General features: G+C 65.7%; 20 protein-coding genes. 13 read left to right on the forward strand and 7 right to left on the reverse strand.

Features of this window, described 5'->3' with window-relative positions:
• Nucleotides 1–24 precede the first annotated feature (24 nt).
• Nucleotides 25–1,125 (reverse strand): quinolinate synthase NadA, encoded by a 1,101-nt coding sequence (gene nadA, locus IQ16_RS34610; RefSeq protein ID WP_018648780.1) that lies wholly within the window; start codon nt 1,123–1,125, stop codon nt 25–27.
• Between the two features lie 322 nt (nt 1,126–1,447).
• Here nadA and IQ16_RS34615 point away from each other — a divergent pair, with 322 nt between their 5' ends.
• The 8 genes from IQ16_RS34615 (at nt 1,448) to IQ16_RS34650 (ending at nt 12,888) form a co-directional block, all read left to right on the forward strand.
• Entirely contained in the window at nt 1,448–2,701 is a 1,254-nt protein-coding gene (locus IQ16_RS34615; RefSeq protein WP_018648779.1) for an MFS transporter, read from the forward strand.
• A 42-nt stretch (nt 2,702–2,743) separates the two neighbouring features.
• On the forward strand, nt 2,744–3,730 hold the full coding sequence (gene acuI / locus IQ16_RS34620; RefSeq protein WP_018648778.1) for an acrylyl-CoA reductase (NADPH): 987 nt from the start codon (nt 2,744–2,746) through the stop codon (nt 3,728–3,730).
• A gap of 113 nt (nt 3,731–3,843) precedes the next feature.
• Nucleotides 3,844–4,443 (forward strand): hypothetical protein, encoded by a 600-nt coding sequence (locus IQ16_RS34625; protein WP_018648777.1) that lies wholly within the window; start codon nt 3,844–3,846, stop codon nt 4,441–4,443.
• A gap of 163 nt (nt 4,444–4,606) precedes the next feature.
• Nucleotides 4,607–4,840 (forward strand): DUF6894 family protein, encoded by a 234-nt coding sequence (locus tag IQ16_RS34630; RefSeq protein ID WP_018648776.1) that lies wholly within the window; start codon nt 4,607–4,609, stop codon nt 4,838–4,840.
• 229 nt (nt 4,841–5,069) lie between these two features.
• Complete coding sequence (locus IQ16_RS34635) at nt 5,070–6,812, forward strand: methyl-accepting chemotaxis protein (RefSeq protein WP_018648775.1); 1,743 nt, start codon at nt 5,070–5,072, stop codon at nt 6,810–6,812.
• 201 nt (nt 6,813–7,013) lie between these two features.
• Nucleotides 7,014–8,747 (forward strand): methyl-accepting chemotaxis protein, encoded by a 1,734-nt coding sequence (locus tag IQ16_RS34640; RefSeq protein ID WP_018648774.1) that lies wholly within the window; start codon nt 7,014–7,016, stop codon nt 8,745–8,747.
• A gap of 198 nt (nt 8,748–8,945) precedes the next feature.
• Complete coding sequence (locus IQ16_RS34645) at nt 8,946–10,916, forward strand: methyl-accepting chemotaxis protein (protein ID WP_145832013.1); 1,971 nt, start codon at nt 8,946–8,948, stop codon at nt 10,914–10,916.
• 283 nt (nt 10,917–11,199) lie between these two features.
• Nucleotides 11,200–12,888, forward strand: a complete 1,689-nt coding sequence (locus tag IQ16_RS34650) for a methyl-accepting chemotaxis protein (RefSeq protein ID WP_026312971.1) — start codon at nt 11,200–11,202, stop codon at nt 12,886–12,888.
• Nucleotides 12,889–12,951: 63 nt separating this feature from the next.
• On the opposite strand, the gene IQ16_RS34655 is transcribed toward IQ16_RS34650, so the two are convergent.
• The 6 genes from IQ16_RS34655 to ygfZ all read right to left on the reverse strand — a co-directional run bounded on the left by IQ16_RS34655 (nt 12,952) and on the right by ygfZ (nt 19,672).
• Entirely contained in the window at nt 12,952–15,669 is a 2,718-nt protein-coding gene (locus IQ16_RS34655) for a DUF2339 domain-containing protein (protein WP_018648771.1), read from the reverse strand.
• 51 nt (nt 15,670–15,720) lie between these two features.
• Nucleotides 15,721–16,689, reverse strand: a complete 969-nt coding sequence (locus tag IQ16_RS34660; RefSeq protein ID WP_018648770.1) for an NUDIX hydrolase — start codon at nt 16,687–16,689, stop codon at nt 15,721–15,723.
• Between the two features lie 220 nt (nt 16,690–16,909).
• Nucleotides 16,910–17,416 carry a tyrosine phosphatase family protein gene (locus IQ16_RS34670; RefSeq protein ID WP_018648769.1) on the reverse strand — a complete coding sequence of 169 codons (507 nt, stop codon included), beginning with the start codon at nt 17,414–17,416 and terminating at the stop codon, nt 16,910–16,912.
• 146 nt (nt 17,417–17,562) lie between these two features.
• Nucleotides 17,563–18,177, reverse strand: coding sequence for a YfbR-like 5'-deoxynucleotidase (locus tag IQ16_RS34675; protein ID WP_018648768.1), 615 nt, complete (start codon nt 18,175–18,177; stop codon nt 17,563–17,565).
• Nucleotides 18,174–18,800, reverse strand: coding sequence for a DNA-3-methyladenine glycosylase I (locus IQ16_RS34680; RefSeq protein WP_018648767.1), 627 nt, complete (start codon nt 18,798–18,800; stop codon nt 18,174–18,176). The genes IQ16_RS34675 and IQ16_RS34680 overlap by 4 nt, the downstream gene beginning before the upstream one ends.
• Complete coding sequence (ygfZ, locus tag IQ16_RS34685) at nt 18,797–19,672, reverse strand: CAF17-like 4Fe-4S cluster assembly/insertion protein YgfZ (RefSeq protein WP_018648766.1); 876 nt, start codon at nt 19,670–19,672, stop codon at nt 18,797–18,799. The genes IQ16_RS34680 and ygfZ overlap by 4 nt, the downstream gene beginning before the upstream one ends.
• 96 nt (nt 19,673–19,768) lie before the next feature.
• On the opposite strand from ygfZ, the gene IQ16_RS34690 reads away from it, so the two are divergent.
• From IQ16_RS34690 to IQ16_RS34710, 5 genes are all read left to right on the forward strand, one after another.
• Nucleotides 19,769–21,103, forward strand: a complete 1,335-nt coding sequence (locus IQ16_RS34690; RefSeq protein ID WP_018648765.1) for a dihydroorotase — start codon at nt 19,769–19,771, stop codon at nt 21,101–21,103.
• A gap of 303 nt (nt 21,104–21,406) precedes the next feature.
• The gene (locus IQ16_RS34695; RefSeq protein WP_018648764.1) at nt 21,407–22,276 is read left to right on the forward strand and encodes a sulfurtransferase; all 870 of its coding nucleotides are present in this window, start codon (nt 21,407–21,409) and stop codon (nt 22,274–22,276) included.
• A 100-nt stretch (nt 22,277–22,376) separates the two neighbouring features.
• Nucleotides 22,377–23,066: an RNA polymerase sigma factor gene (locus IQ16_RS34700; RefSeq protein WP_167526374.1), complete on the forward strand. Its 690-nt coding sequence runs from the start codon at nt 22,377–22,379 to the stop codon at nt 23,064–23,066.
• Between the two features lie 91 nt (nt 23,067–23,157).
• Entirely contained in the window at nt 23,158–23,688 is a 531-nt protein-coding gene (locus tag IQ16_RS34705; protein WP_018648762.1) for a DUF4142 domain-containing protein, read from the forward strand.
• Nucleotides 23,689–23,697: 9 nt separating this feature from the next.
• On the forward strand, nt 23,698–24,018 hold the full coding sequence (locus IQ16_RS34710) for a cupredoxin domain-containing protein (protein WP_018648761.1): 321 nt from the start codon (nt 23,698–23,700) through the stop codon (nt 24,016–24,018).
• Nucleotides 24,019–24,036 lie beyond the last annotated feature (18 nt).

Raw genomic sequence — 24,036 nt, forward strand, 5'->3', positions numbered from 1 at the left:
TGTGTTTGTGGCGACTTGGGTTGCTCAATTCTTCAGATTGATCATCCGCTCCACCGATCGCCGCGCGCGCGCCGCAAGCGCGGGATCGATCGTGACTTCCTCGCCAAGCGTGAGCAGGCTCTGCAGAATGTTGGCGAGCGTGATGCGCTTCATGTGCGGGCAGAGATTGCAGGGGCGCAGCATCTCCACATCCGGCAGCTCGGCGCGGACATTGTCGGCCATCGAGCATTCGGTGATCATCACCAGCCGCCGCGGTCGCTTGTTGCGCACCCAGTTGATCATGTGCGCGGTCGAGCCGGTGAAGTCGGCCTCCGCCAGCACGTCCGGCGGACATTCCGGATGCGCGATGATCTGCACCGACGGATCGGCCTCGCGATAGGCGCGCAGCTCCTCGCCCTTGAAGCGCTCGTGCACCTCGCAGGCGCCCTTCCAGGCGATGATCTTGACGTCGGTCTTCGAGGCGACGTAGGTCGCGAGGTAGCGGTCGGGCAGGAAGATCACGGTCGGCGCATTCAGGCTCTCGACCACCTGCACTGCGTTCGACGAGGTGCAGCAGATATCGACCTCGGCCTTCACTTCCGCCGAGGTGTTGACATAGGCGACGACAGGCACGCCGGGAAATTTTTCGCGCAGCAGGCGCACGTCGGCGCCGGTGATGCTGGAAGCAAGCGAGCAGCCGGCGCGCGAATCCGGGATCAGCACCGTCTTCTCCGGGTTGAGCAGCTTCGAGGTCTCCGCCATGAAGTGCACGCCGCACTGGACGATGATGCCGGCCTTCACCTTGGTGGCCTCGACCGCGAGCTGGAGCGAGTCGCCGCCGATATCGGCGACGCAGTGGAAGATCTCCGGCGCCTGGTAATTGTGCGCGAGGATCACCGCGTTCCGTGCGCACTTCAGCTCGTTGATCGCGTGAATCGTCGGCGCCATCAGCGGCCACTCGATCGGCGGGATCACGTGCTTGACGTGCTCATAGAGCGGCGCGGTGGCGCGCTCGACGTCGTCAGTCCATTCCAGCGACGGCATCGGCAGCGCGGGCCCCGGCACGGGCACGGCGCGGGGAGAGGAGACCTTGCCCTGCGGCCGGTTGGCAAAATCGTCGGGGCCGTAAATTCCAGTGATTGGCATCAAAGCCTCCGTTTCATGTCGTTTGTGCTCATATTGAGTATATATTGGGCCTGATTAAGCCGGCCCGAGGGCCGGAGCAGACTTCATTGGCACCCTAATATGCTCAATATGAGTAAATCAAAGATAACACACGCCGCGGTGGATCGCTAGGCCCAGTCGCACACATTCCCGTCAGGCGAGGCCTCATTGAAATGCAATGCTCCCGCGACAGCCCTTCGTGGAATGCAACCGCTTTTGACTTGGGGTTTTCATGCAAATGCATTAAACGAGCTGGCTCGCGGCTGCCTTCTCCGGACCGCCAACAACAGACAAGGAGCACACCATGTCGACATCAGCGGGCGAGCTCGGTCCGGTCGCGCGTTCCTCCACCTGGCGCACACCGGCGATCATCATTCTCTGCGGCTGCGCCATCGGCATGCTCGGCTTCGGCCCGCGCTCGGCGCTCGGCTTCTTCGTGCAGCCGATGAGCCACGAGTTCGCCTGGGGTCGCGACGTGTTCGGTCTCGCGATCGCCGTGCAGAATCTGTTGTGGGGACTGGGCCAACCCTTCGCCGGCGCGGTCGCCGATCGCTTCGGCTTGTTTCGGGTGATGTGCGTCGGCGCTCTGCTCTATGCCGGCGGCCTGCTCCTGATGCGCTATTCCTCGACGCCGCTTTCGCTCAACATCGGCGCGGGAGTCATGGTCGGCTTTGGCCTTGCCGGCTGTTCGTTCAATCTGGTGCTGTCGGCCTTCACCAAGCTTCTGCCCGCGGAGAAGCGCGGCCTCGCGCTTGGTGCCGGCACCGCGGCAGGCTCGTTCGGCCAGTTCCTGTTCGCGCCGATCGGCGTCGCGCTCATCGACAATTTCGGCTGGCAGCAGGCGCTCACCGTGTTCGGCTTCCTGATGCTGCTGATCATTCCGCTGGCGCTGGCGCTCTCCACGCCGCGGGTCGCAGCCACCGGCAGCACGATGCAAGCGGATGACCAGACCTTCACCAAAGCGCTCGCCGAAGCTTTCGGCCATCGCTCCTACGTCCTGCTGGTGCTTGGCTTCTTCACCTGCGGCTTCCAGCTCGCCTTCATCACCGTGCATCTGCCGGCGTTCCTGGTTGATCGCGGCATCTCGACGCAAACCGGCGGCTGGGTGATCGCGGCGATCGGCCTGTTCAACATCATCGGCTCGCTCAGTGTCGGCTATCTCCAGAACTATCTGCCCAAGCGCTACATCCTCTCGACCATCTATTTCACGCGTGCGCTTGCGACGCTTGCCTTCATCTCGTTCCCGATCACGCCGTTCTCGGCGATTGCGTTCGGCGCGATCTCCGGCCTGACCTGGCTGTCGACCGTGCCGCCGACCTCGGCGCTGGTGGCGCTGATGTTCGGCACGCGCTGGCTTGCGACGCTCTATGGCTTCGCCTTCGTCAGCCATCAGGTCGGCGGCTTCCTCGGCGTCTGGCTCGGCGGTATCGTGTTCGAAAAGTTCGGTTCCTATACGCCGATCTGGTGGCTCTCGATCCTGTTCGGCGTGCTCTCGGCGCTGATCAATCTTCCGATCGTGGAGAAACCCGTTCAGCGGGCGGTTGCGCAGCCAGCCTGATCGGCTAAACATCCCCGACAAACAAAGTCAGGGAGTTCAGTCGTGGCCACATTCAAGGCGATCCGGATCGACAAGGCGGACAAGGGCACCACCGCGCAGCTCGCGCAGTTCGACGAAGCCGAGCTGATGGACGGCGACGTCACCGTCCGCGTCGAATGGTCGACGCTGAACTACAAGGACGGCCTCGCGCTGACGGGCAAGGCGCCGGTGGTGCGCCGCTTCCCGATGATCGCCGGCATCGACTTCGCCGGCACGGTCGAAGCCTCCTCGCATCCGCAGTGGAAGGCCGGCGACAAGGTCGTCTGCACCGGCTGGGGCATGGGCGAGACGCATCTCGGTGCCTATGCCGAGAAGGCGCGGGTGAAGGGCGACTGGCTGGTCGCCCTGCCGCAGGGCCTGTCGGCGCGCGACGCCATGGCGATCGGGACCGCCGGTTTCACCGCGATGCTCTCGGTGCTGGCGCTGGAGAAGCACGGTCTGTCGCCGAAGAGCGGTCCCGTGGTGGTGACGGGCGCAGCCGGCGGCGTCGGCTCGGTCGCCACCGCCGTGCTGTCCAAGCTCGGCTACCACGTCATCGCCTCGACCGGCCGCGCGGCGGAAGCCGACTACCTGAAAGAGATCGGCGCGGCGGAGGTCATCGACCGCAACGAGCTGTCGGCCCCGGCCAAGCCTCTCGCCAAGGAGCGCTGGGCGGGCGGCGTCGACAGTGTCGGCTCGACCACGCTGGCGAATCTCCTGTCGATGACGAAGTACGGTGGCGCGATCGCCGCCTGCGGCCTGGCGGCCGGCATGGACCTGCCGTCTTCCGTCGCGCCTTTCATTTTGCGCGGAGTGTGCCTTCTCGGCATCGATTCCGTGATGTGCCCGATCGAGCCGCGAAAAGCTGCCTGGCAGCGTCTGGCTTCGGATCTGGACCGGACGAAACTATCTGAAATCACTCATGAAATTCCGCTCGATGAGGTCCCGGGATGGGGTGCGAAAATCCTGGCCGGCCAGGTCCGCGGCCGCGTCGTGGTAAAAATTCTCTAACGGCGTTCAGACTTTACCAACCAAGCTGCTTCAATGTTGCCTTGGTTGGTATGGTAAGCAGCGGGTAAAGAGATAAGGCATCGCCCGCTGCGGGGGTTGGTTCGGAGTAGAGCATGCTTGCGCGTATTGTGTTGGGGGCTGTCACGGCGGCAGCGACGTTTGCGCCGGCCATTGCTGGAAGCATGAACGCCGACGAGGCGCGCCGCTTCGTCGCCGGCAAGGTATTCGCCTTCACCTGTTTCGACGGCACCCGCGGCGCGGGCCGCATCCTCGACGACCTCGGTGCTGCCGGCGCCGTGCAGTTCTCGGGCTCAGGCCCGGTGAAACATCTCCGCCTGCCCGGCAACACCCTCCAGATCCGCGGCCAGAACGTCTGCGCCTCGATCAAGGGCATTCCGTTCGAGCCCTGCTTCAACCTGGAAAAGACCGACGAGCGCAGCTTCCGCGGCTCGGTATCGGGCATGGGCTTCGCCTATTGCGACTTCCATCACCAGGGCGGCAATCAGATGCTGATGGCGCGCGCGGTGGCGCGTCCGCGTTCGCTGCGCTCGTCGGAGCACACTGGCTCGGTCGCCTCCTCGAGCACCGAGGTTGCCGCGCGCGTCGAGACGCCGCGTGTCGAGAGCAGCCGGCTCGAGCCGGTGAAGGCCGAAGCGAAGTCGGAGCCCGCCAGGAACGAGGGCCCGCTCGAGCTGCGTCGCTCCACCCAGTGAGCCGGCGGCGCGGGCCAATCCGCGTCTTGCCGTTGCATATGTCGATCGAACATCAAGCCGCGCGCGCCGTAGTCATACGGACGGCGGCTTTCATGCGTTGGTAGCTGTTCGCGTCCCAGTTTGCGTACGGCCGGGGGACGCGGCCCTAGACAAGGGTTCAACGATGTCGCTGTACTTCTTCCGCATCAGTACCGGTCGCTACTCCGGCGCCGCCGATCAACCCTACGAGTTCGACGATCGCGCCGCCGCGTGGACCGAGATGACCGAGGTCTGCGCCAATCTGCTCGGCGGGATCGCGCGCAGCATGAAGCCGAATGCGAAGTGGAGCATGGAGCTGCTCGACGAGAACAAGGAGCCGGTGTTCCGCATCAGCATCGTGGGCGAGACGGTGAGCTGACGAGACTCAACAACGGGACGGTCCGTTAACGGACGTATCGTCCACAAATCCGCGAAGTGCAAATTCACTGCACGCGAAAAGTGTGCAAGTCCCGTGGTTTGAGTAGTTTTTTCAGTATTTCTACCCAGCGCCGGGCGCTCTCACTTAACGTTAATGAGGAACCTCGCGGTTAGCCTTCCCGGGCTGTTCACGCGCACCGGCGTGGCAATGCGTATCCGGGATTGCTTCAATGTCGTTCATTCAGAACCTGCGAATTGGCACCAAGCTCGCCGTCACCTCCGCGCTGACCATCGTCCTCGTCGCGCTGATGATCTTCCTCCAGACGAGCGGAGGCACCGAAGTCCAGAGGCTCAGCAACGCCGCATCGGGACAGCAGGCGATCGCGCAAAACGCCGCTGAGGCGAAGGCGTCGGTGCGCGGGATGCAGATCGGCATTCGCGACATCCTGACCTCGTCCTCGCCGGCCGAGATGCAGAAGGCCGTCACCTATTTCGGCGATCGCCAGACGGCGGCGCTGAAATTCGCTGGCGAGATGGCAAAGCTGTCGCACTCGCCAGAGAACCAGAAGCGGATCGATCGCCTGACCGTGCTGATCGGCAATTTCGGCAAGGGCGAGCAGCAGATCGAAGCCATCCGCAAGCAGGAGCTCGCGCTCGACGGCAAGAAGGACGGCGAAGCGGCGGCGGAGCACGCCAAGCTCGCGGCCGAGGTCAACCGCATCCGCAAGGAAACCCTGGCGCCGATCAACGAAGAGATTTCGGAACTGACCAACGAGATCATCAACCTTGCCAAGCAGAGCAGCGCCGCAGCGCGTGCGGAGGCGGAAGCCGAGGCCGCCTCCGCTGCCCGGGTGTCGCTCGTCACGGGCGTGCTGGTCGCGCTGGTTCTGATCGGGGCGTGCATCTTCTCCGTCTTCAGCATCGCGCGGCCCATGCGCGCGCTGACGTCGGCGATGGAGAAGCTCGCCGGAGGTGATTTCTCGGTGATTCTGCCGGGCCTCGGCCGCAAGGACGAGGTCGGCGAGGTCGCGGGCGCCGTCGAGAAATTCAAGATCGTGTCCGAGCAGAAGGCGCGCGAGGAAGCCGAAGCCAAGATGCGGCAGGATCAGGTCGCAGCCGAGCAGCGCAAATCGGAGATGCGCAGGCTCGCCGACAGTTTCGAAGGCGCCGTCGGCGAGATCGTCGGGACGGTGTCATCGGCCTCGACCGAGCTCGAGGCGTCCGCCACGACGCTCACCTCGACCGCCGAGCGCACGCAGCAGCTCACGACCGTGGTCGCGGCAGCCTCGGAAGAAGCCTCCACCAACGTGCAGTCGGTGGCCTCGGCCACGGAAGAGCTGTCGTCCTCGATCACGGAGATCAGCCGGCAGGTGCAGGAATCCGCACGTGTCGCGAGCGAAGCCGTCGGGCAGGCGCGCACCACGACCGAGCGCGTCAGCGAACTGTCCAAGGCGGCGACGCGCATCGGCGACGTCGTCGAGCTGATCAACACCATCGCGGGCCAGACCAATTTGCTGGCGCTCAACGCCACGATCGAGGCCGCGCGTGCCGGCGAGGCCGGCAAGGGGTTTGCCGTCGTCGCATCCGAGGTCAAGGCACTCGCAGAGCAGACGGCGAAGGCGACCGGCGAGATCGGCCAGCAGATCTCCGGCATTCAGGCCGCGACGCAGGAATCGGTCGGCGCCATCAGGGACATCAGCGACACCATCGAAAAGCTGTCCGAGATCTCCTCGACCATCGCGGCCGCGGTGGAAGAGCAGGGCGCGGCAACGCAGGAAATCTCCCGCAACGTGCAGCAGGCCGCGCATGGCACCCAGCAGGTGTCGTCCAACATCACCGACGTGCAGCGCGGCGCGAGCGAGACCGGCTCGGCGTCCTCGCAGGTGCTGTCCGCGGCGCAGATGCTGTCCGGCGACAGCAACCGTCTGAAGCTGGAGGTCGGCAGATTCCTGCAGACCGTGCGGGCCGCCTGACCTTCCCATCTTCGCGTGTGGTTAACTTGTTAAGCTCGCATTCCGTGCTGAATCTCAAGGGGTTTTCGCACTAATTCAGTATTTGGACGGTGGCCCTGTTAACCAATTTGGAATGGCTAAGGCCCACCTTTTTGGCAAGAGCGATCAACGCCAGTGACCGCCGACAATGATTCGGCTGCGCATTCCTCTGAGGAAACACCAATGTTGAGCCTCGTTCGGAATTTGCGGATCGGGACCAAGCTGGCGATCGCGTCGACGCTCGGCATCCTCCTGGTCCTTTGCATCATCGCAAGTCAGCTCGTCGGCAACGGCAATGTGCGAAATTCCAACAAGGCCGCGGTCGCGCAGCTCGAGCTGGCTCGCGAGGCGGTGGAAGCCAAGCTTGCGGCGCGCAGCATGCAGCTCGCCGTCCGCGATATCCGGCTCGCCAGCAAAGCGGCCGAGCTGCAGAAGGCCGGCGATGCTCTGGTCGACCGATCAAAATCGCTGAACGACATCGCCGATTCAATGCTCAAGCTGTCTCACTCCGAGGAGAACGGCGCGCGGATCCAGAAGCTGAAAAGCCTGTCTGCGGGCTATCTCAAGGGCGCGCAGCAGAACGCCGCCATTCGCGGCGAGGCGATTGCCCTCGCGGCGACGGACGCCGCCGGCGCTGCCAAGCTCTCCGAGGAAGGTGTGCGCCTGGCGCGCGAGGTGACGCTGCCGATTGCCGCCCAGCTCGACACGATCACGAGCGAGATTGCGGATCTTGCCAGGCACAAGAGCGAGGAAGAACTTGCCGCCGCGGCGCAGGAGATGTCCGCAAGCGAACGTCTCGGCATCGCGGTCGGCGTCTGCACGATGCTCATACTCATCGGCTCCTGGCTGATGTCGTTCTTCACCATCGCGCGGCCGATCCGCGCGCTGACTGTTGCGATGGACAAGCTCGCCGGCGGCGACTTCTCCGTGGTGCTGCCCGGGCTCGGCCGCAGGGACGAGGTCGGCGGCGTCGCCGCGGCCGTCGAGAAGTTCAAGGTCGTGTCGGAGCAGAAGGCGCGCGAGGAATCCGAGGCGAAGGTCAGGCAGGACCAGGCCGCAGCCGCGCAGCGCAAGGCAGAGATGCACAAGCTCGCCGACGGTTTCGAGGCCGCGATCGGCGAGATCGTTGATACGGTGTCATCGGCTGCGACCGAGCTGGAAGCTTCGGCATCGACGCTCACCTCGACCGCGGAACGCGGCCAGCAGCTCACCACAATGGTTGCCGCGGCTTCCGAGGAGGCGTCCACCAACGTGCAGTCGGTGGCTTCGGCCACGGAAGAATTGTCGTCGTCGATCACCGAGATCAGCCGACAGGTGCAGGAATCTGCACGCGTGGCCAACGAGGCGGTGGACCAGGCGCGCACCACGACCGAGCGCGTCAGCGAACTGTCCAAGGCGGCGACGCGCATCGGCGATGTCGTCGAGCTGATCAACACCATCGCAGGCCAGACCAATTTGCTGGCGCTCAATGCGACGATCGAGGCGGCGCGCGCCGGCGAGGCCGGTAAGGGCTTTGCGGTGGTCGCATCGGAGGTGAAGGCGCTCGCAGAGCAGACCGCGAAGGCAACCGGCGAGATCGGTCATCAGATTGCAAGCATCCAGACCGCGACCGAGCATTCGGTCGGCGCCATCAGGGACATCAGCGACACCATCGAAAAGCTGTCGGAGATCTCCTCGACGATCGCGGCCGCGGTGGAAGAGCAGGGCGCGGCAACGCAGGAAATTTCCCGCAATGTGCAGCAGGCGGCGGAGGGCACCCATCAGGTGTCGTCCAACATCACCGACGTGCAGCGCGGCGCGACCGAGACCGGCTCGGCATCCTCCCAGGTGCTGGCGGCGGCGCAGTCGCTCTCCGGCGACAGCAACCGTCTCAAGCTCGAGGTCGGGAAATTTCTCGGGACGGTGCGGGCCGCCTGAGGGCGGCGTCCAAGCAGAAACAGGCTACAACCGCCGCGCGTGGCAGCGCGGCTGCTTGCGCGTACGCATGCTGCGGCGCCACGACGAATGCGGCGCAGGGTTAACTTTCCGGAAAAGCGACGCAGTCATGATGCCCGCGATTTTCCGGGGCTGAGTCGCCCTGCCCGTATTGCGTCCCGAGCGTATTGGAGCACATTGATGAGCGGCCTCTCCATCCGCCTGACCCACAAGGTCATGGCGATCGGACTATTCGGTCTTGTCGGACTTGCCGCCTTCGGCGCGATCTACGAGATCGGCAGCCTCTCCCAGGATGCCTCCCGCGCCGTCGCGAGCCGCGCCCGCGCGATCGCCGACCTCGACAAGCAGCTCTCGATCGACATGCTCGAGGCCCGTCGTAACGAGAAGAATTTCCAGCAGCTCCGCACCGAGAGCTACGCCAAGGCGCATGCCGAGCTGGTCGGGCCGATCAACCGCGATTTCGACGAGGTGGAGCGGCTGATGGCGGCCGCCGGCATGGGCGCACTGTCCGAGAAGATGAAACAGGCCCAGGACGGCTTCAAGCGTTACGCGTCCGACTTCGCCGCACTGGTGGCAGCCGAGACCAGGCTCGGGCTGAACGAGACGCTCGGCCTGTCCGGCTCGCTTCGCGGCGCGGTGCATGACATCGAGGCCAAGCTGAAGGAGATCGATGATCCCAGGACGACGACCTGGATGCTGATGATGCGCCGGCACGAGAAGGACTTCATGCTGCGGCGCGACCCCAAATACATTGCCGAGGTGAAGAAGGCCGGGGTTGAATTTTCCAAGGCGATAGAGGTCGTCGCAATTCCCACAGTGGTGATGAACGACATCACGGCCAAGCTTCAGAAATACCAGTCCGAGTTCGCGGCCTGGGCCGAGACCGCACAGCAGAGTGCGGCTCTCGACGCCGCCATGATGAAGACCTTCCGCGAAATCGAGCCTGCGATGGTCGAGGTGCGGACCGCCGTCGATGCCATGTACAAGCAGGCTGACGCGGCCGAGGCCGCGACCCGCGAGGCCGTGCGCTTGTGGATGGCCGTGGCCTTCGGCATCACCGTCGTCGTGCTCGCCGTGACCGGCCTTCTGCTCGGACGTTCGATCTCGAAGGCACTCGGTGCCATGGTCGGTGCGATGGCGCGGCTTGCGCGCGGCGAGCTCTCGATCTCCGTTCCCGGCGTCGGGCGCAGGGACGAGATCGGCGAAATGGCCGGCGCCGTCGAGGTGTTCAGGACCACCATGGCGGAGGCCGAGCGGCTGCGCGTTGAACAATCGGAAGCGGATGCGCGCGGACGCGAACAGCGCAAGGCCGACATGCGGCGGCTTGCCGACACGTTCGAAGGCGCGGTCGGCGAGATCATCGAGACCGTGTCGTCGGCGGCAACCGAGCTCGAGGCCTCCTCCGACACGCTGACGCAGGCCGCCGAACGCGGCAACGGGCTCGCAACCGCCGTGGCGGCGGCCTCGGAGGAGGCGTCAGCCAACGTGCAGTCGGTGTCGTCGGCGAGCGAGGAGATGACCTCCTCGATCTCGGAGATCAGCCGCCAGGTTCAGGAATCGGCGCGTGTCGCCGACGTCGCGGTCGGACAGGCCGAGCGGACCAACGCACGCGTCGCCGAGTTGACGAAGGCGGCGAGCCGCATCGGCGACGTGGTCGAGTTGATCAACACCATCGCCGCCCAGACCAACCTCCTGGCGCTGAACGCGACGATCGAGGCGGCGCGTGCCGGCGAAGCCGGCAAGGGATTTGCCGTGGTCGCGACCGAAGTGAAGGCGCTGGCCGAGCAGACGGCGAAAGCCACGGGCGAGATCAGTCAGCACATCGGCGCGATCCAGACCGCGACGGAAGACTCCGTCGGCGCGATCAAGGAGATTGGCGATACCATCGCGCGGATGTCGGAGATCTCGTCGACCATCGCCGCCGCGGTGGAGGAGCAGGGCGCGGCGACGCAGGAGATCTCCCGCAACATCCAGCATGCCGCGCACGGCACGTCCGAAGTCTCGGCGAATATCGGCGACGTCCAGCGCGGCGCCGGCGAGACCGGAGCCGCCTCGGCGCAGGTGCATTCGGCCGCCCAGTCGCTATCGCGGGAGAGCAACCGGTTGAAGGGCGAGGTCGCGCGTTTCCTGGAGTCGGTGCGGGCGGCGTGACGATGTCGGCGCTGCCGTTCCGATGTTGCATTGCGGTGTGCTGGTGCGGCGACGCGCGATATCTGCGCGGCCGCAACAACTGGTTGCGGAAAAAATAACGCGGACGGGATCGCCCCGTAGTTTCACGTAGGTTCCTGTTAACGCCTGTTTGCGACTATGTGCGCAATCCTACCGGATAAGAACCAGCCAGCATTGTTGGAATGACTTCCGTCCTGTCGTCGGTCGTGACGATGGCGGCGCGGGGTGGTTTGCGCGTTGCTAGGTCTCATCGGGATTTGTCGTGATGTCGAAGTTGTCGATCGTCTTCAAGCTTCTGACCGTGTTGTCAGTCCTCGTGCTCTCGCTCGCCGGCGTCGGCGTGACGGCGATCGGCACCATGCAGAACATCAATGCCCACACGGTCGAGATCGCGGAAAGCTGGCTGCCGAGCGTGCGTGCGCTCGGCTCGCTCCGCGCCGACATCAACGAGCTGCGCGTCGCGCTTCGCCTGCACCTGATGCAGGAGAGCGCCGAGGGCAAGGAGGCCGCCGAGAAGCGGCTCGCCTCGCTGCAGGGACGCATCGAGAAGACCCGCAAGGTCTACGAGCCCTTGATCACCTCGTCCGAAGAGCGTTCGCTCTATGAGCAGTGGACCAAGGCCTGGGCCGAATATCTGAACGGCGTGCAGGAGGTGATGGCACTGTCGCGCAAAAGCGTCGGCCGTTTCCCGACCGATGCCAATGAGATGTTGCAGACCAAGGTCGCGAAGATGGCCCAGGCGGCCGATCCACTGCTGCAGAAGGGCATCGAGCTCAACAACAGCGGCGCCGAGCTGGAGACCAAGCAGGCGGCGGACAGCTATGCGCTGATCTTCCGGGTCCTGGTCGGCATCATCGTGTTCTCGGTCGTGGTTGCGATCGGCGCGGCCTATTATCTCGTGCGCGACGTCTCGCGTGGCATTGCCTCGATCATCAAGCCGATGCAGTCGCTCGGCGAGGGCGATCTCTCGGCCGAGGTGCCGCATCGCGGCGAGAAGACCGAGATCGGATCGATGGCGGATGCGCTGCAAATCTTCAAGGAAGCGCTGATCGCCAAGCGCGCCGCCGACGAAGCAGCCCGGCTCGACGCCGAGGCCAAGATCGAGCGCGGCCGCCGGGTCGATGCCATCACGAGCAAGTTCGAGGCGATGATCGGCGAAGTCGTCGGCACCGTCTCCTCTGCCTCGACCGAGCTCGAGGCGTCGGCATCGACGCTCACCAGCACCGCGCAGCGCGGCCAGGAGCTCGCCACCGTCGTCGCGGCGGCCTCCGAGGAGGCCTCCACCAACGTCCAGGCGGTGGCCTCCGCCTCCGAGGAGCTGTCGTCCTCGATCACCGAGATCAGCCGCCGCGTTCAGGATTCGGCGCGGATGGCGGCGGAAGCGGTCGAGCAGGCGGGGCGGACCAACGAGCGCGTCAACGCGCTGTCGCAGGCGGCTTCCCGCATCGGCGACGTCGTCGAGCTCATCAACACCATTGCGGGCCAGACCAACCTGCTGGCGCTGAACGCCACCATCGAGGCGGCGCGGGCGGGCGAAGCCGGCCGCGGCTTCGCGGTCGTGGCGTCCGAGGTCAAGGCGCTGGCCGAGCAGACCGCGAAGGCGACCGGCGAGATCGGCGCGCAGGTGTCCGGCATCCAGGCCGCGACGCAGGAATCCGTCAGCGCGATCCAGGAGATCGGCGGCACCATCGAGCGGCTGTCCGAAGTGTCGGCGGCGATTGCCGCCGCCGTCGAGGAGCAGGGCGCCGCGACGCAGGAGATCTCGCGCAACGTCCAGCAGGCCTCGCTCGGCACGCAGGAGGTCTCCTCCAACATCACCGACGTGCAGCGCGGCGCGGTCGAGACCGGCGAGGCCTCGACTGAGGTGCTGTCGGCAGCGAAGTCGCTGGCGACCGACAGCACGCGTCTCAAGGTCGAGGTCGCGCAGTTCCTGGAATCGGTCCGCGCGGCCTGATCCTCATGAGCATGATCCGGAAAAGTGTGAAGCGGTTTTCCGAAAAGATCATGCTCAAGCGATTTAGCTGCCCGTCTGCGGAGCCGGCGGCGGTGCGACCTGCCGCCGGAACAGGATGCGCTGGTAGAGCCAGCCGATCGCGACCAGCACGACGCCGAGGCACATGAACGACAGCGCGCGGTAGACGCCCGTCAGCGTCGACATGTCGATGACGAAGGCCTTCAGGATCGTCAGCGCGATGACGGCGGCGGACGCCAGCCGTGCCCGTTCCGAGTTGACGAGAATGCCGACCCCGAGCAGGACCACGCCGAAGGCGAGCCAGCCGATCGAATAGGTGTATTGCTCGGCGCCGGTCGTCGGGCCGCTGGAGAGGATCGGGCCGTGATAGAAGCGGCGGATCTCTAGCGTGACATAGGCGAGTGCGAATACCAGTGCGCCGCCGGCAATCGTGTTGGCGTAGACTTTGCCGCGCTCGCCGACCACCGCATAGGACAAGAGCAGCATCAGCACCGCTGGCAGCGCATAGCCGAGCAGCAGCAGGTTGAACACCGCGCCGCCGACGTCGATACGCCAGATCAGCGGGTTCTCCAGGATGAAGAGGCCGAACACGCTGATGAGGCCGGCGATCGCCGTCAGCACGACCGCGCCGACATTGTGCACGATGCTGCGGCTGCGCAGCCGCAGGCGCTCCAGCCCGATCGCCATGGCGAGCGCGATGCAGACCTGCAGCGCGCATTCGAGCAGCGACGGCGCCGACGTCATCTGGCCGCCGGTGGCGAAATGACGGATTTCCACGAAGGCGAGCAGCGCCGTGAACAGGATCGCGGCCGCCTCGACCACGCGCAACGGCGCATCGTCGGCGCGGCGACGCAGAAAGATGCTCGCGCCCCAGAACGAGGCCGCCGGCAGGCCATAGCCCCACAGCAGCCAGTTGAAGATCGGCGTCGTGCCGACCGCATCGCCGACGATGCGCGGATCGTAGACGATGCGTGCGGTGACGATCGCGGCGAAGATCGCAGCTAACCGGCGCAGCACCGGGATCGGCCGCTGCAACGAGATCCAGGCGGTGCCGAGCGACATCAGCGCAAGCGCGATCGTGAGCCAGCCCTTCTCCAGGGCGAAGGTCAGCGCCAGCGCCAGCGCGCCGAGCGTACCGGTTGCGAACAATGCGATCGAGGTGGCAACACCCGGTCGTTCTTCGCGGCGCATCAGCGCTTCGGTCGCAGCGCCAAAGGCCGCGGCGAGCAGGACGGCGAGGATCGCAAACGGGATCGAGCGGTCGAGATGGGCGATGCGCGCATAGAGCGCAACAAGGATCGCGATCGGCGTGGCGACGCCCGCCGCCGACCACACCACCGGAATGATCGCCGAGTTCGACCGGCCCTGCGCGAAGAAGCCCGCGACGCCGAAGCCGGCGGCGAAGATCGCGGCCGTCACCAGATGCAGCGTCACGGAGCTGTCGGTCGCGACAGGGCCGACGCCCGGCATGGGGCCGCCCGGCAGCACCAGCATGTCAGGGTTGGCGCGCACCGCCCATTCGGCGAACACGATGAACACGGTCGCAGCAGCTGCGCCCAGCGAACCGGTCGCCGCAGGCGCGCGCCAGGCGACGAACAGCGTCCCGCCGACCAGGAGCGCGAAGGCGATCAGCGCGAGATCCGCATGCGCGCTCGACAGCACGACCAGCATCGCGCCGAAAAGATAGGCGCCGAGCGCGCCCGACGACACCGGCTCGATCTCGCCGTCCTCGATGGTCGGGCCGAACATGAGGCCGCAGACGACGAGCAGCGCGGCAAGCACGAAGCCGGCGATGACATGGAAGGCGTGCGGCGCGACCTGCACCTGTTCGGTATCGAGACCCGGGAAGATCCAGAGCACCGCGAAGGCGATTGTCGTGACGGCAAGCCAGCGCCACAGCCGGATGCGGGCGAGGCCGAAGCTCGCGGCGGTGACGATGGCGAGATAGATGTAGAGCGCCCAATAGTCCGGCTTGCCGCTGGAGACGAGGATCGGCGTCACGAAGGCGCCGACCACACCGAGCCCCGCGAGCGCGGGTCCGTGCAGGAGCGCGGCGGCGAGCGTGCCCATCGCAACGATGCCGAGCAGCACGAAGGCGGTTGCCGGCACCAGGAAGCCATAAAGCGCATAGGCCGCATAGATGGTCGCGAACGCCACCGCCGTTCCGGCCGCGGTGAGGATCGCCGGGATGTTGGCGATCGGCAGCGCCGCGATGGTGGAGATGCTCTCCTTGCGCCGGGTCCATTCGCCGGCCCCCAGCAGCGCGGCTGCGAACAGGCCACCGAGGAAGACGCGCACGCCGGGGCCGACGAGGCCGGCCTCGATCGAATAGCGCACCATGAAGAAGCCGCCGAGCGCCAGCGCAAGGCCGCCGATCCACACCACCCAGCGCGTGCCGAGGCGCTCCTCGAACCCGGGCGCTGCCTCCGGCACCGGAGGCGGCGCATCAGTGGCCGTGCCCGGTTCGAGCGGGGGCGGTGCAGCCTCCTCGGTGACGAGCGGAGACAGCGTGGGTTCGGCTTCCGGCGCAAGCGGCAGCGGCTCGGCGGTGGGCGTGGAGGCGGGCGTTGCGGGCGTTTCAGCCTGCACCTGCGCGGGCATCAGCGGCGGCGGTTGCACAACAGGCCGCTGCGCATAAAACTTCTCTTCGAGCAAGTTCAGCCGGCGCCGCAACTCGGCCGCCTGGCTGGACGCCTTGATCGCGATCAGGAAGGCGATGATCGCAATGATCAGCGCAAAGACGTCGAACGGGCCGTCGAACATGAAGCCTCCAGGCAACCGGCGGGCAGGGGCCGGTCCCACTGATATCAGGATCTAGCGCCGGGAGCGCACGCGCAAGCCCGGCGCGGGCCGCTCCTGGAGCACCTCGCGGCGGAAGCGGTAGAGCGCTGCCGGCCGTCCGCCCGTCTGTGTCGACATCACGCCGGTCGGTTCGACCAGGGCTTCCGTCTCGACCAGGCGGCGGAAATTCTGCTTGTGCAGATGCCGGCCGGAGATCGCCTCCACCGTATGCTGCAATTCCGTGAGTGTGAACTCGGCGGGCAAAAGTTCAAAGACCACAGGACGATACTTCAGTTTCGCGCGCAGCCGCGCGATTCCCGTGGCGAGAATCCGGCGGTGATCGAACCGCATCGAGGTCCCGAGCGCCGGCAGCGACTTGCGCGCTAATGCCGCAGGACGGCCGTCGCGCCGCGCCTCCTCGATCAGCCCGGCCTCGTAGAGCAGCTCATAGCGGTCGAGCACGCGCTCCTCGTCCCAAGGCGCGCCCTCGAGGCCGAAATAGAACCGCACGCGATCCTTGCGCGGCAATGCGCGGGTCGTCTCCGGCGTCTCCTGCTCCGCCCAAGCTGTCAGCGCGGGGATGATGTCGCGGGCGATGATCGCGGGCGGCTCCTCGCGCCAGTCCTCCCAGGGCAGGAAGCGGTACCAGGGCTCGAAGCTCGCGCCGTTTGCCGCGAGCTCGCCGCCCGCGGCGCGTGTGAGTGCGAGATAGCCGATCGAGACCATGTGTGCGCCGGTGTCGCCGGCCTCGGCATGACGGCCGCGATCGCCAAAAGTGTAGAGCTGCTCGACATAGCCGAGCCGCAGGCCCGCCTGCTCCTCGACCCAGGCGCGCAGGCCGATCTCGAAGGTGCGATGGCTCAACGCATCGAACGGCCCGAACGGCAGGCCCGCCAGCCCGTCGCTGCTGTGCGCCGTGAGGATCAGCGGCTCATGGTCCTCGATCGCGACGATCGCAGCGGTCAGACCGATCTCGATCGGTGTCAGCAGCGTCTCGCTCATGCGGCTATTGTCGCGGCTGTTGCGAGAAGAATGTCTTCGTTGGTTGAGCCGGTCGCTCCGCGGGCTCGCTGCGACCTCTCCCGCTTGCGGGAGAGGTCGGCGCGTAGCGCCGGGTGAGGGTTTTCTCCTCTAGGGGATTGTCCCGTTGCCGAGACACCCTCTCCCCAACCCTCTCCCGCAAGCGGGAGAGGGGGCGCACCCGCATTGTGGCGCGCAGCCGTCATTCGAGCTCGATCACGAAGGGGCGGCCCTCGACCATCATCGCGCCCGGGCCCATCTCATCGAGCGCGCGCAACATGCGGCCGTTGCGCCCGAGCGCGCGGTCGGCGAGGCCGACGATGCGCCGGTTCGGCGAAGCGATCGGCGAGGCGGCGCGGATCTTCTTCGCGATCTCGATCTCGTCGCGATGCGGATTGAGCGCGCAGACGGCGGCGAAGGCGCTCGCGGTGGAGCGGCTGATGCCGGCATAGCAATGCACCACCAGCGGCGCGCTGCGGTCCCAGCCGCGCACGAAGTTCAGCACCTGCTCGATATGCGTCTCCGACGGCGCGACGAAGCCGTCCATCTCCTCAGTGATGTCGTCCATCGACACCTTGAGATGGTTGGCCGGCAGCACCGATACCGGACGCGCCACCTGCTCGACATTGGCCATCACGGTCAGCACGTGGCTGGCCCTGGTGAGGCGGACGGTTTCGGGAAGCGCAGCGAGGGAACAGACGTGGATCATGGCGGACCTTTTTGCCGGCGATTATAGCGAGCGCTTGTAGGGTGGGCAAAGGCGCATCGCGCCGTGCCCACCATCTCGCAGTTGCGCGCATCGCGCCTGGTTTGGTGGGCACGCTTCCGCTTTGCCCACCCTACGAAGGGATGACGCTACGCAAACACCGCGCCAAACCGCTCCAGAAACTGCTTCTCCGCCCGCGCCGCGGTCCAGGGCGTGAGGTAGTCGCGCCGGACGCTGTCGGAGAGGCCCGGATCCTTGCCGAACAGGCGCCGCGCCTCGCTCTCGCTGAAGCCGGCAAGCTCGGTCGCCTCGAGGTAAGCCGCGCCGCGGTCGGCGGCCTTGATGGCCTGCGTGATCTCGTCGGGCAGCACCGGCGGCAGGCCGAAGCGGATGTGGATGGCGCCGAGCAGGCGTTTCTCCACCGCCTTGTAATGGCCGTCGAGCACCGCCTTGAACGGCGAGATCATGTCGCCGATGACATATTCGGGCGCATCGTGCAGTAGGGCTGCGAGCCGCATGCGCTGGTCCACGCGCGGCATTTCGTGCCGCATCACGGTTTCCACCAGCAGCGTATGTTGTGCGACCGAGAAGATGTGTGCGCCGGTGGTCTGCCCGTTCCAGCGCGCCACCCGCGCCAGCCCATGCGCGATGTCGGCGATCTCGACATCGAGTGGCGAGGGATCGAGCAGATCGAGCCGGCGGCCCGACAGCATGCGCTGCCAGGCGCGGGACTCCGCGCCGCGTGGCGTCTTCTTCGCGGTCATTTGGCCTTGAGGCGCGGCTTGCGCTGCGTCTTGCCGCAGGTTGCGTGGCAATGGCAGTCGACCAGGTGGTCGTTGACCATGCCGGTCGCCTGCATGAACGCGTAGACGATGGTCGGGCCGACGAATTTGAAGCCGCGCGCGGACAGCTCCTTGGAGATCTGCACCGACAGCGGCGTCGAGGCCGGCACGCTTCCCGTGGTCTTGAAATGGTTGACCTTGGGCTTGCCGCCCATGAAGTCCCACAGAAGTTTTGAGAAGCCCGGGCCCTTCTCCATGATGTCGAGATAGGACTTCGCGCTGAGGATGGCACCGTCGATCTTGGCGCGGTTGCGCACGATGCCGGCATCGTTCATCAGCGCGTGGACCTTCTTGGCATTGTAGCGCGCGATCTTCTCCGGCTGGAAATCGTCAAAAGCTTTGCGGAAATTGTCGCGCTTGCGCAGGATCGTGATCCACGACAGCCCGGCCTGAAAGCCGTCGAGGATCAGTTTCTCGTAGAGCGCGCGGTCGTCATACTCAGGCACGCCCCATTCAGTGTCGTGATAGGCGACATAGAGCGGATCTTCGCCGGGCCAGGGACAGCGGGTCTTTCCGTCGGGATGCAGGCGGGGGGCTCGACTCATGCTGTGGGCTGCTTGGAGGGAATGCGGACGATGTCGGGCTCGGCGAGCGTCAGGGCGAGGCCACCGGCGGTGAGCGGCTGGCTGGCATCGAGCGCGTCGGCGACGCGGTCGATGCGCACCAGCGCAATGCCCTTGCCTTGCGCCGATGAGCCCATAGTGCCGACCGGCTTGTCCCCGGCCATCACGCTGACGCCGACTTCCGGCGAGATGTCATCGAGCAGCACCTTGACGCTGCGCGTGCGCGCGGTGCCGCGATGCTGCATGCGCGAGACGACCTCCTGGCCGACATAGCAGCCCTTGTCGAAGTCGACGCCGGCAAGCCGGTCCATGTTGGTCTCATGCGGGAACGCATCGCTGTACATGAAATCGAGTCCGCCGCGTGGCACGCCGAGCGCGATGCGGTGCGCCTCATAGTCGGCCGCATCGACCAGCTCGGCGCCGATCAGGTCGGACAGCTTCTGCTTGAGATCCTCGGGGATCAGGATGCGAATGCCGAGCGCATCGTTGCGCGGATCGGCGAAGGCGAGGTCCGGCTGCGCCGCAAGCTGGCCGTCCCAGGCCGCGAGCACGCCGAGATCGAGGCTTTCCACCGTGACCTTGGCGCGCAGCTTGTAGAATTTCAGCTTGGTGACGAGGGTGTCCGCCAGCGCCTTCGGGCAATCGATCAGGAACCCGCCGCCATGGCCGGCCGGCACCTCCGTGATCAGGAAATCGGCGATGATCTTGCCCTGCGGCGTCAGCAGCGCGCCGAATCGCCCCAGGCCCGGCTTCAGCCTGTCGACGTCGGTCGTGATCAGGCCGTTGAGGAAGTTGCGCGCATCCTCGCCCGCGACCTTGACCACGCCCCGGTCGGGAAGAAACGCTGATTTCATGCGAAAATCTCTTGCGACATGTTGCTCCGGAACGTAAGCCCGCAAGGCATAAACGACAAGACCTCGAGCCCTGCGCTTGGGGATGAGAGAGGCCCCATGACCCAGCGTTTCGATGTGATCTTGAAGGGCGGCACCGTTGTCAACCAGGACGGCGAGGGTGTTCGCGATATCGGCATCACCAATGGCCGCATCGCGGAGCTGGGCCCGCTGTCGCAAGGCTCCGCCGCCGAGGTGATCGACTGCAAGGGCCTGCACATCCTGCCCGGCGTGATGGACACGCAGGTGCATTTCCGCGAGCCCGGGCTGGAGCAGAAGGAAGACCTCGAGACCGGTTCGCGCAGCGCTGTGATGGGCGGCGTCACCGCCGTGTTCGAGATGCCGAACACCTCGCCGCTCACGGTGACCGAGGCCACCTTCACCGACAAGGTGAAGCGCGCCCATCACCGCATGCATTGCGATTTCGCCTTCTTCATCGGCGGTACCCGCGAGAACGTGCAGGACCTGCCGGTGCTGGAACGCGCGCCGGGCTGCGCCGGCGTCAAGGTGTTCATCGGCTCCTCGACCGGCGCGCTGCTGGTCGAGGACGACGAGAGCCTGCGCCGCATCTTCCAGGTGATCCGCCGCCGCGCCGCCTTCCACGCCGAGGACGAATACCGCCTCAACGAGCGCAAGTCGCTGCGCATCGAGGGCGATCCGCGCTCGCATCCGGTCTGGCGCGACGAGACCGCGGCGCTGATGGCGACGCAGCGCCTGGTCAAGCTCGCGCGCGAGACGGGCAAGCGCATCCACGTGCTGCACATCTCGACCAAGGAAGAAATCGAGTTCCTGCGCGACCACAAGGATGTCGCATCCTGCGAGGCGACGCCGCATCATCTCACCCTGGTCGCGCCCGAATGCTACGAGCGGCTCGGCACGCTCGCGCAGATGAACCCGCCGGTGCGCGGCGCCGATCACCGCGCCGGCATCTGGCGTGGCATCGACCAGGGCATCATCGACGTGCTCGGCTCCGATCACGCGCCGCATACGCTGGAAGAGAAGCAGAAGACCTACCCGGCCTCGCCCTCCGGCATGACCGGCGTGCAGACGCTGGTGCCGCTGATGCTCGACCACGTCAATGCCGGCCGTCTGTCGCTGGCACGGTTCGTCGATCTCACCAGCGCCGGCCCCGCGCGTCTCTACAACATGGCCTGCAAGGGCCGCATCGCCGCGGGCTACGACGCCGATTTCACCATCGTCGATTTGAAACGCAGCGAGACCATCACCAACAAATGGGTGGCGTCCAAGGCCGGCTGGACGCCCTATGACGGGGTCCGCGTGACGGGCTGGCCCATCGGCACCTTCATCCGCGGCCGGCGCGTGATGTGGCAGGGCGAGCTGGTGACGCCGTCGCAAGGCGAGCCGGTGCGGTTTTTGGAAACGTTGAAGCAGTAGGGGGCAGAAGCCCATTCGATCCGTCATCCTGAGGTGCGAGGCACGGGACGCAACGCGTCCCGTGGAGAGCCTCGAAGGATGCACGGCCACGCTGCGACCACGCGGAGAGAGCCGGGCCGTCGCCCTTCGAGGGCCGCTGAAGAAGCGGCCGCCTCTGGGTGACGGATTGAGTTTTGAGTGTTCGCTTGCAAGTGCAGCAGGCCGTAGTCCGCATGAGCGCAGCGACATGCGGGTTTTCACTTTGCGAGGTTCCCGGGTTTCGCTACGCTCACTCGGGCTACAGCTTTGCAGCGCGAGGTGACAATGTCCCAACCGACACCCCTCATCACCACCGGGCAGCTCGCCGCCATGCTCGGCGATCCCAATCTCCGCCTCTACGATTGCACGACTTATAACGAGCCCGTCCCGCCCGGCAGCGACGTGCCCTATCGCGCGGTGCCCGGCGACAAGACGTTCGCGGCCGGCCACATTCCCGGTGCCGATTTCCTCGACCTGCAGGGCGAATTCTCCGACACTTCCGCGCGGCCGCTCTACATGATGCCTGACGTGGCCCAGCTCGAGGCCGCCTTCGGCCGCCATGGTCTGGATGCATCCAAGACCATCGTGCTCTACAGCATCGGCAGCATGATGTGGTCGACGCGGTTCTGGTGGATGCTGCGCGCCCTCGGCGTCGATGCTCGCGTGCTCGACGGCGGCCTCGACAAATGGAAGGAGGAAGGGCGACCGGTCGAGACGGGCGCACCGAAGGGCTACCCGGCCACGACCTTCAAGGCCACGCCGCGCGCGGGCTTTTTCGTGGATAAGGACACCGTGAAGGCGCGGATCGGTGATCCCTCGACGGCAATCGTCAACGCGCTCTTGCCGCAATATCACCAAGGCCTCGAGCCGAGCCGCTACGGCCGGTCCGGCCGCGTGCCGGGCAGCGTCAACGTACCCGCCCCAACGCTCGTCAATGCCGACAAGACGCTGACGAGCCTTGCGGATGCAGAAGCGAAGTTCGCGGCCCAGGGCGTCACGCGCGACAAGAACGTGATCGTGTATTGCGGCGGCGGCATCTCCGCGACGATCGACCTCTTGCTGCTGACGCAGCTCGGCTACGACAAGCTGACGCTGTACGACGGCTCGATGGGCGAATGGGCGAGGGACCCGTCGCTGCCGATCGAGACGGATTAGGGCCTTTCTTACCCTCCAGGGGAGGGTAAGAAAGTCAGGAACCTTTCGCCCTAGCCTGCATCGAATGTCCGGAACGAACCGAAACGAGCAGGTGACCGCCATGCCACGGACCGCAGCCGGCCTGTCCGCCGGCGCCAGAACATCGGAAGCCGTACTGATCGACCGCGCGAGGGGCCATGACGAGGCCGCGCTGCGCGAGATCATGCAGGTCAACAACCGCAGGCTATACCGTCTCGCGCGCGCAATTCTGCGTAGCGACAGCGAAGCCGAGGATGTGGTGCAGGAAACCTATGTGCGCGCCTTCACCCATCTCGACGGCTTCCGCGGTGAGTCCGGCCTGTCGACCTGGCTGTCGCGCATCGCCATCAACGAGGCGCTTGGCCGATCGCGAAGCGCGAGGCCGCATGTCGAGCTCGGTTCGGTGTCCGAAGCCGCGCTCGAGGCGCAGATCATCAAATTTCCCGTCTCTCCCGCAGGCGATCCGGAAAGGACCATGGCCCAACGTGAAATCCAGCGCGTCGTCGAACGCGCCATCGACGAGTTGCCGGATGTTTTTCGCATGGTGTTCGTCGCACGCGTCATGGAGGGCATGAACATCGAGGAGACGGCCGAGTTGCTCGGCGTGAAGCCCGAGACCGTGAAGACGCGGCTGCACCGCGCCCGCACCATGCTGCGTGACAACGTCGAGAAGGAGATCGGCCCGGTGATGATGGACGCCTTCCCGTTTGCCGGCTGGCGCTGCGAGCGCCTGACCGAAGCGGTGCTGAAGCGGCTCGGTGCAGGCGGCTGAAATTTTCCGGGAACGTTTGCGTGAAACGCCCATCCAATTCCTGTGGAGCAACGCGCCGGCAAAACGTCCGGCAGCACAGGAGTGTCAAACCATGTTCATCCGTTGGAGCGCGGCGGTTGCCGCGGCAATTCTGTTGTCGAGTCCCGCGCTGCAAGGCGCCAGCGCCGCCGACAAGCCGACCGATCCGCAGATCGCCCATATCGCCTACACTGCCGGCGTGATCGATATCAACGCCGCCAAGCAGGCGCAGAAAAAAGCTAAGAACAAGGACGTCAAGGCGTTTGCCGAGGACATGCTGCGCGACCATGAGGCGGTCAACAAGCAGGCGCTGGCGCTGGTCAAGAAGCTGAACGTCACCCCTGAAGACAACGACACCAGCAAGGCTCTCTCGAAGCAGGCCGGCGACAAGCTGGCTGAGCTCGACAAGCTGAGCGGCGCTGCCTTCGACAAGGCCTATGTCGCCAACGAGGTTGCCTACCACAAGGCGGTCAACAGCGCGCTGGAGACCCAGCTCATTCCGTCCGCCAGTAACGCTGAGCTGAAGAGCCTGTTGCAGACCGGCCTGAAAATCTTTCAAGGCCATCAGCAGCACGCCGAGCATGTCGCGGCCGAGCTGAAATAGGGACGTCGGATGATGCCGGCACGCCTCGCTTCGATCGCGCTTGCAGTCATCTTCCTGTCGATATCAGTCCCGGCGCGCGCTGCGACGATAGAGATCACGATGGAGAATCTCGTGATCGCTCCGGCTGAGGTATCGGCGAAGGTCGGCGATACCATCATCTGGATCAACAAGGACGTTTTCGCCCACACCGCCACCGCGAAGAACGGCGATTTCGACGTGACCCTGCCGCCGAAGAAGTCGGCGACATCAGTCGTGAAGAAGGCGGGAACGGTCGAGTACTATTGCCGCTATCATCCCAACATGAAAGCGACGCTCAAGATCGAACCCTGACGCAGGAGGGAGCATATT

This window comes from Bradyrhizobium huanghuaihaiense (assembly GCF_007830635.1).
Classification (GTDB): Bacteria; Pseudomonadota; Alphaproteobacteria; order Rhizobiales; family Xanthobacteraceae; genus Bradyrhizobium; species Bradyrhizobium huanghuaihaiense.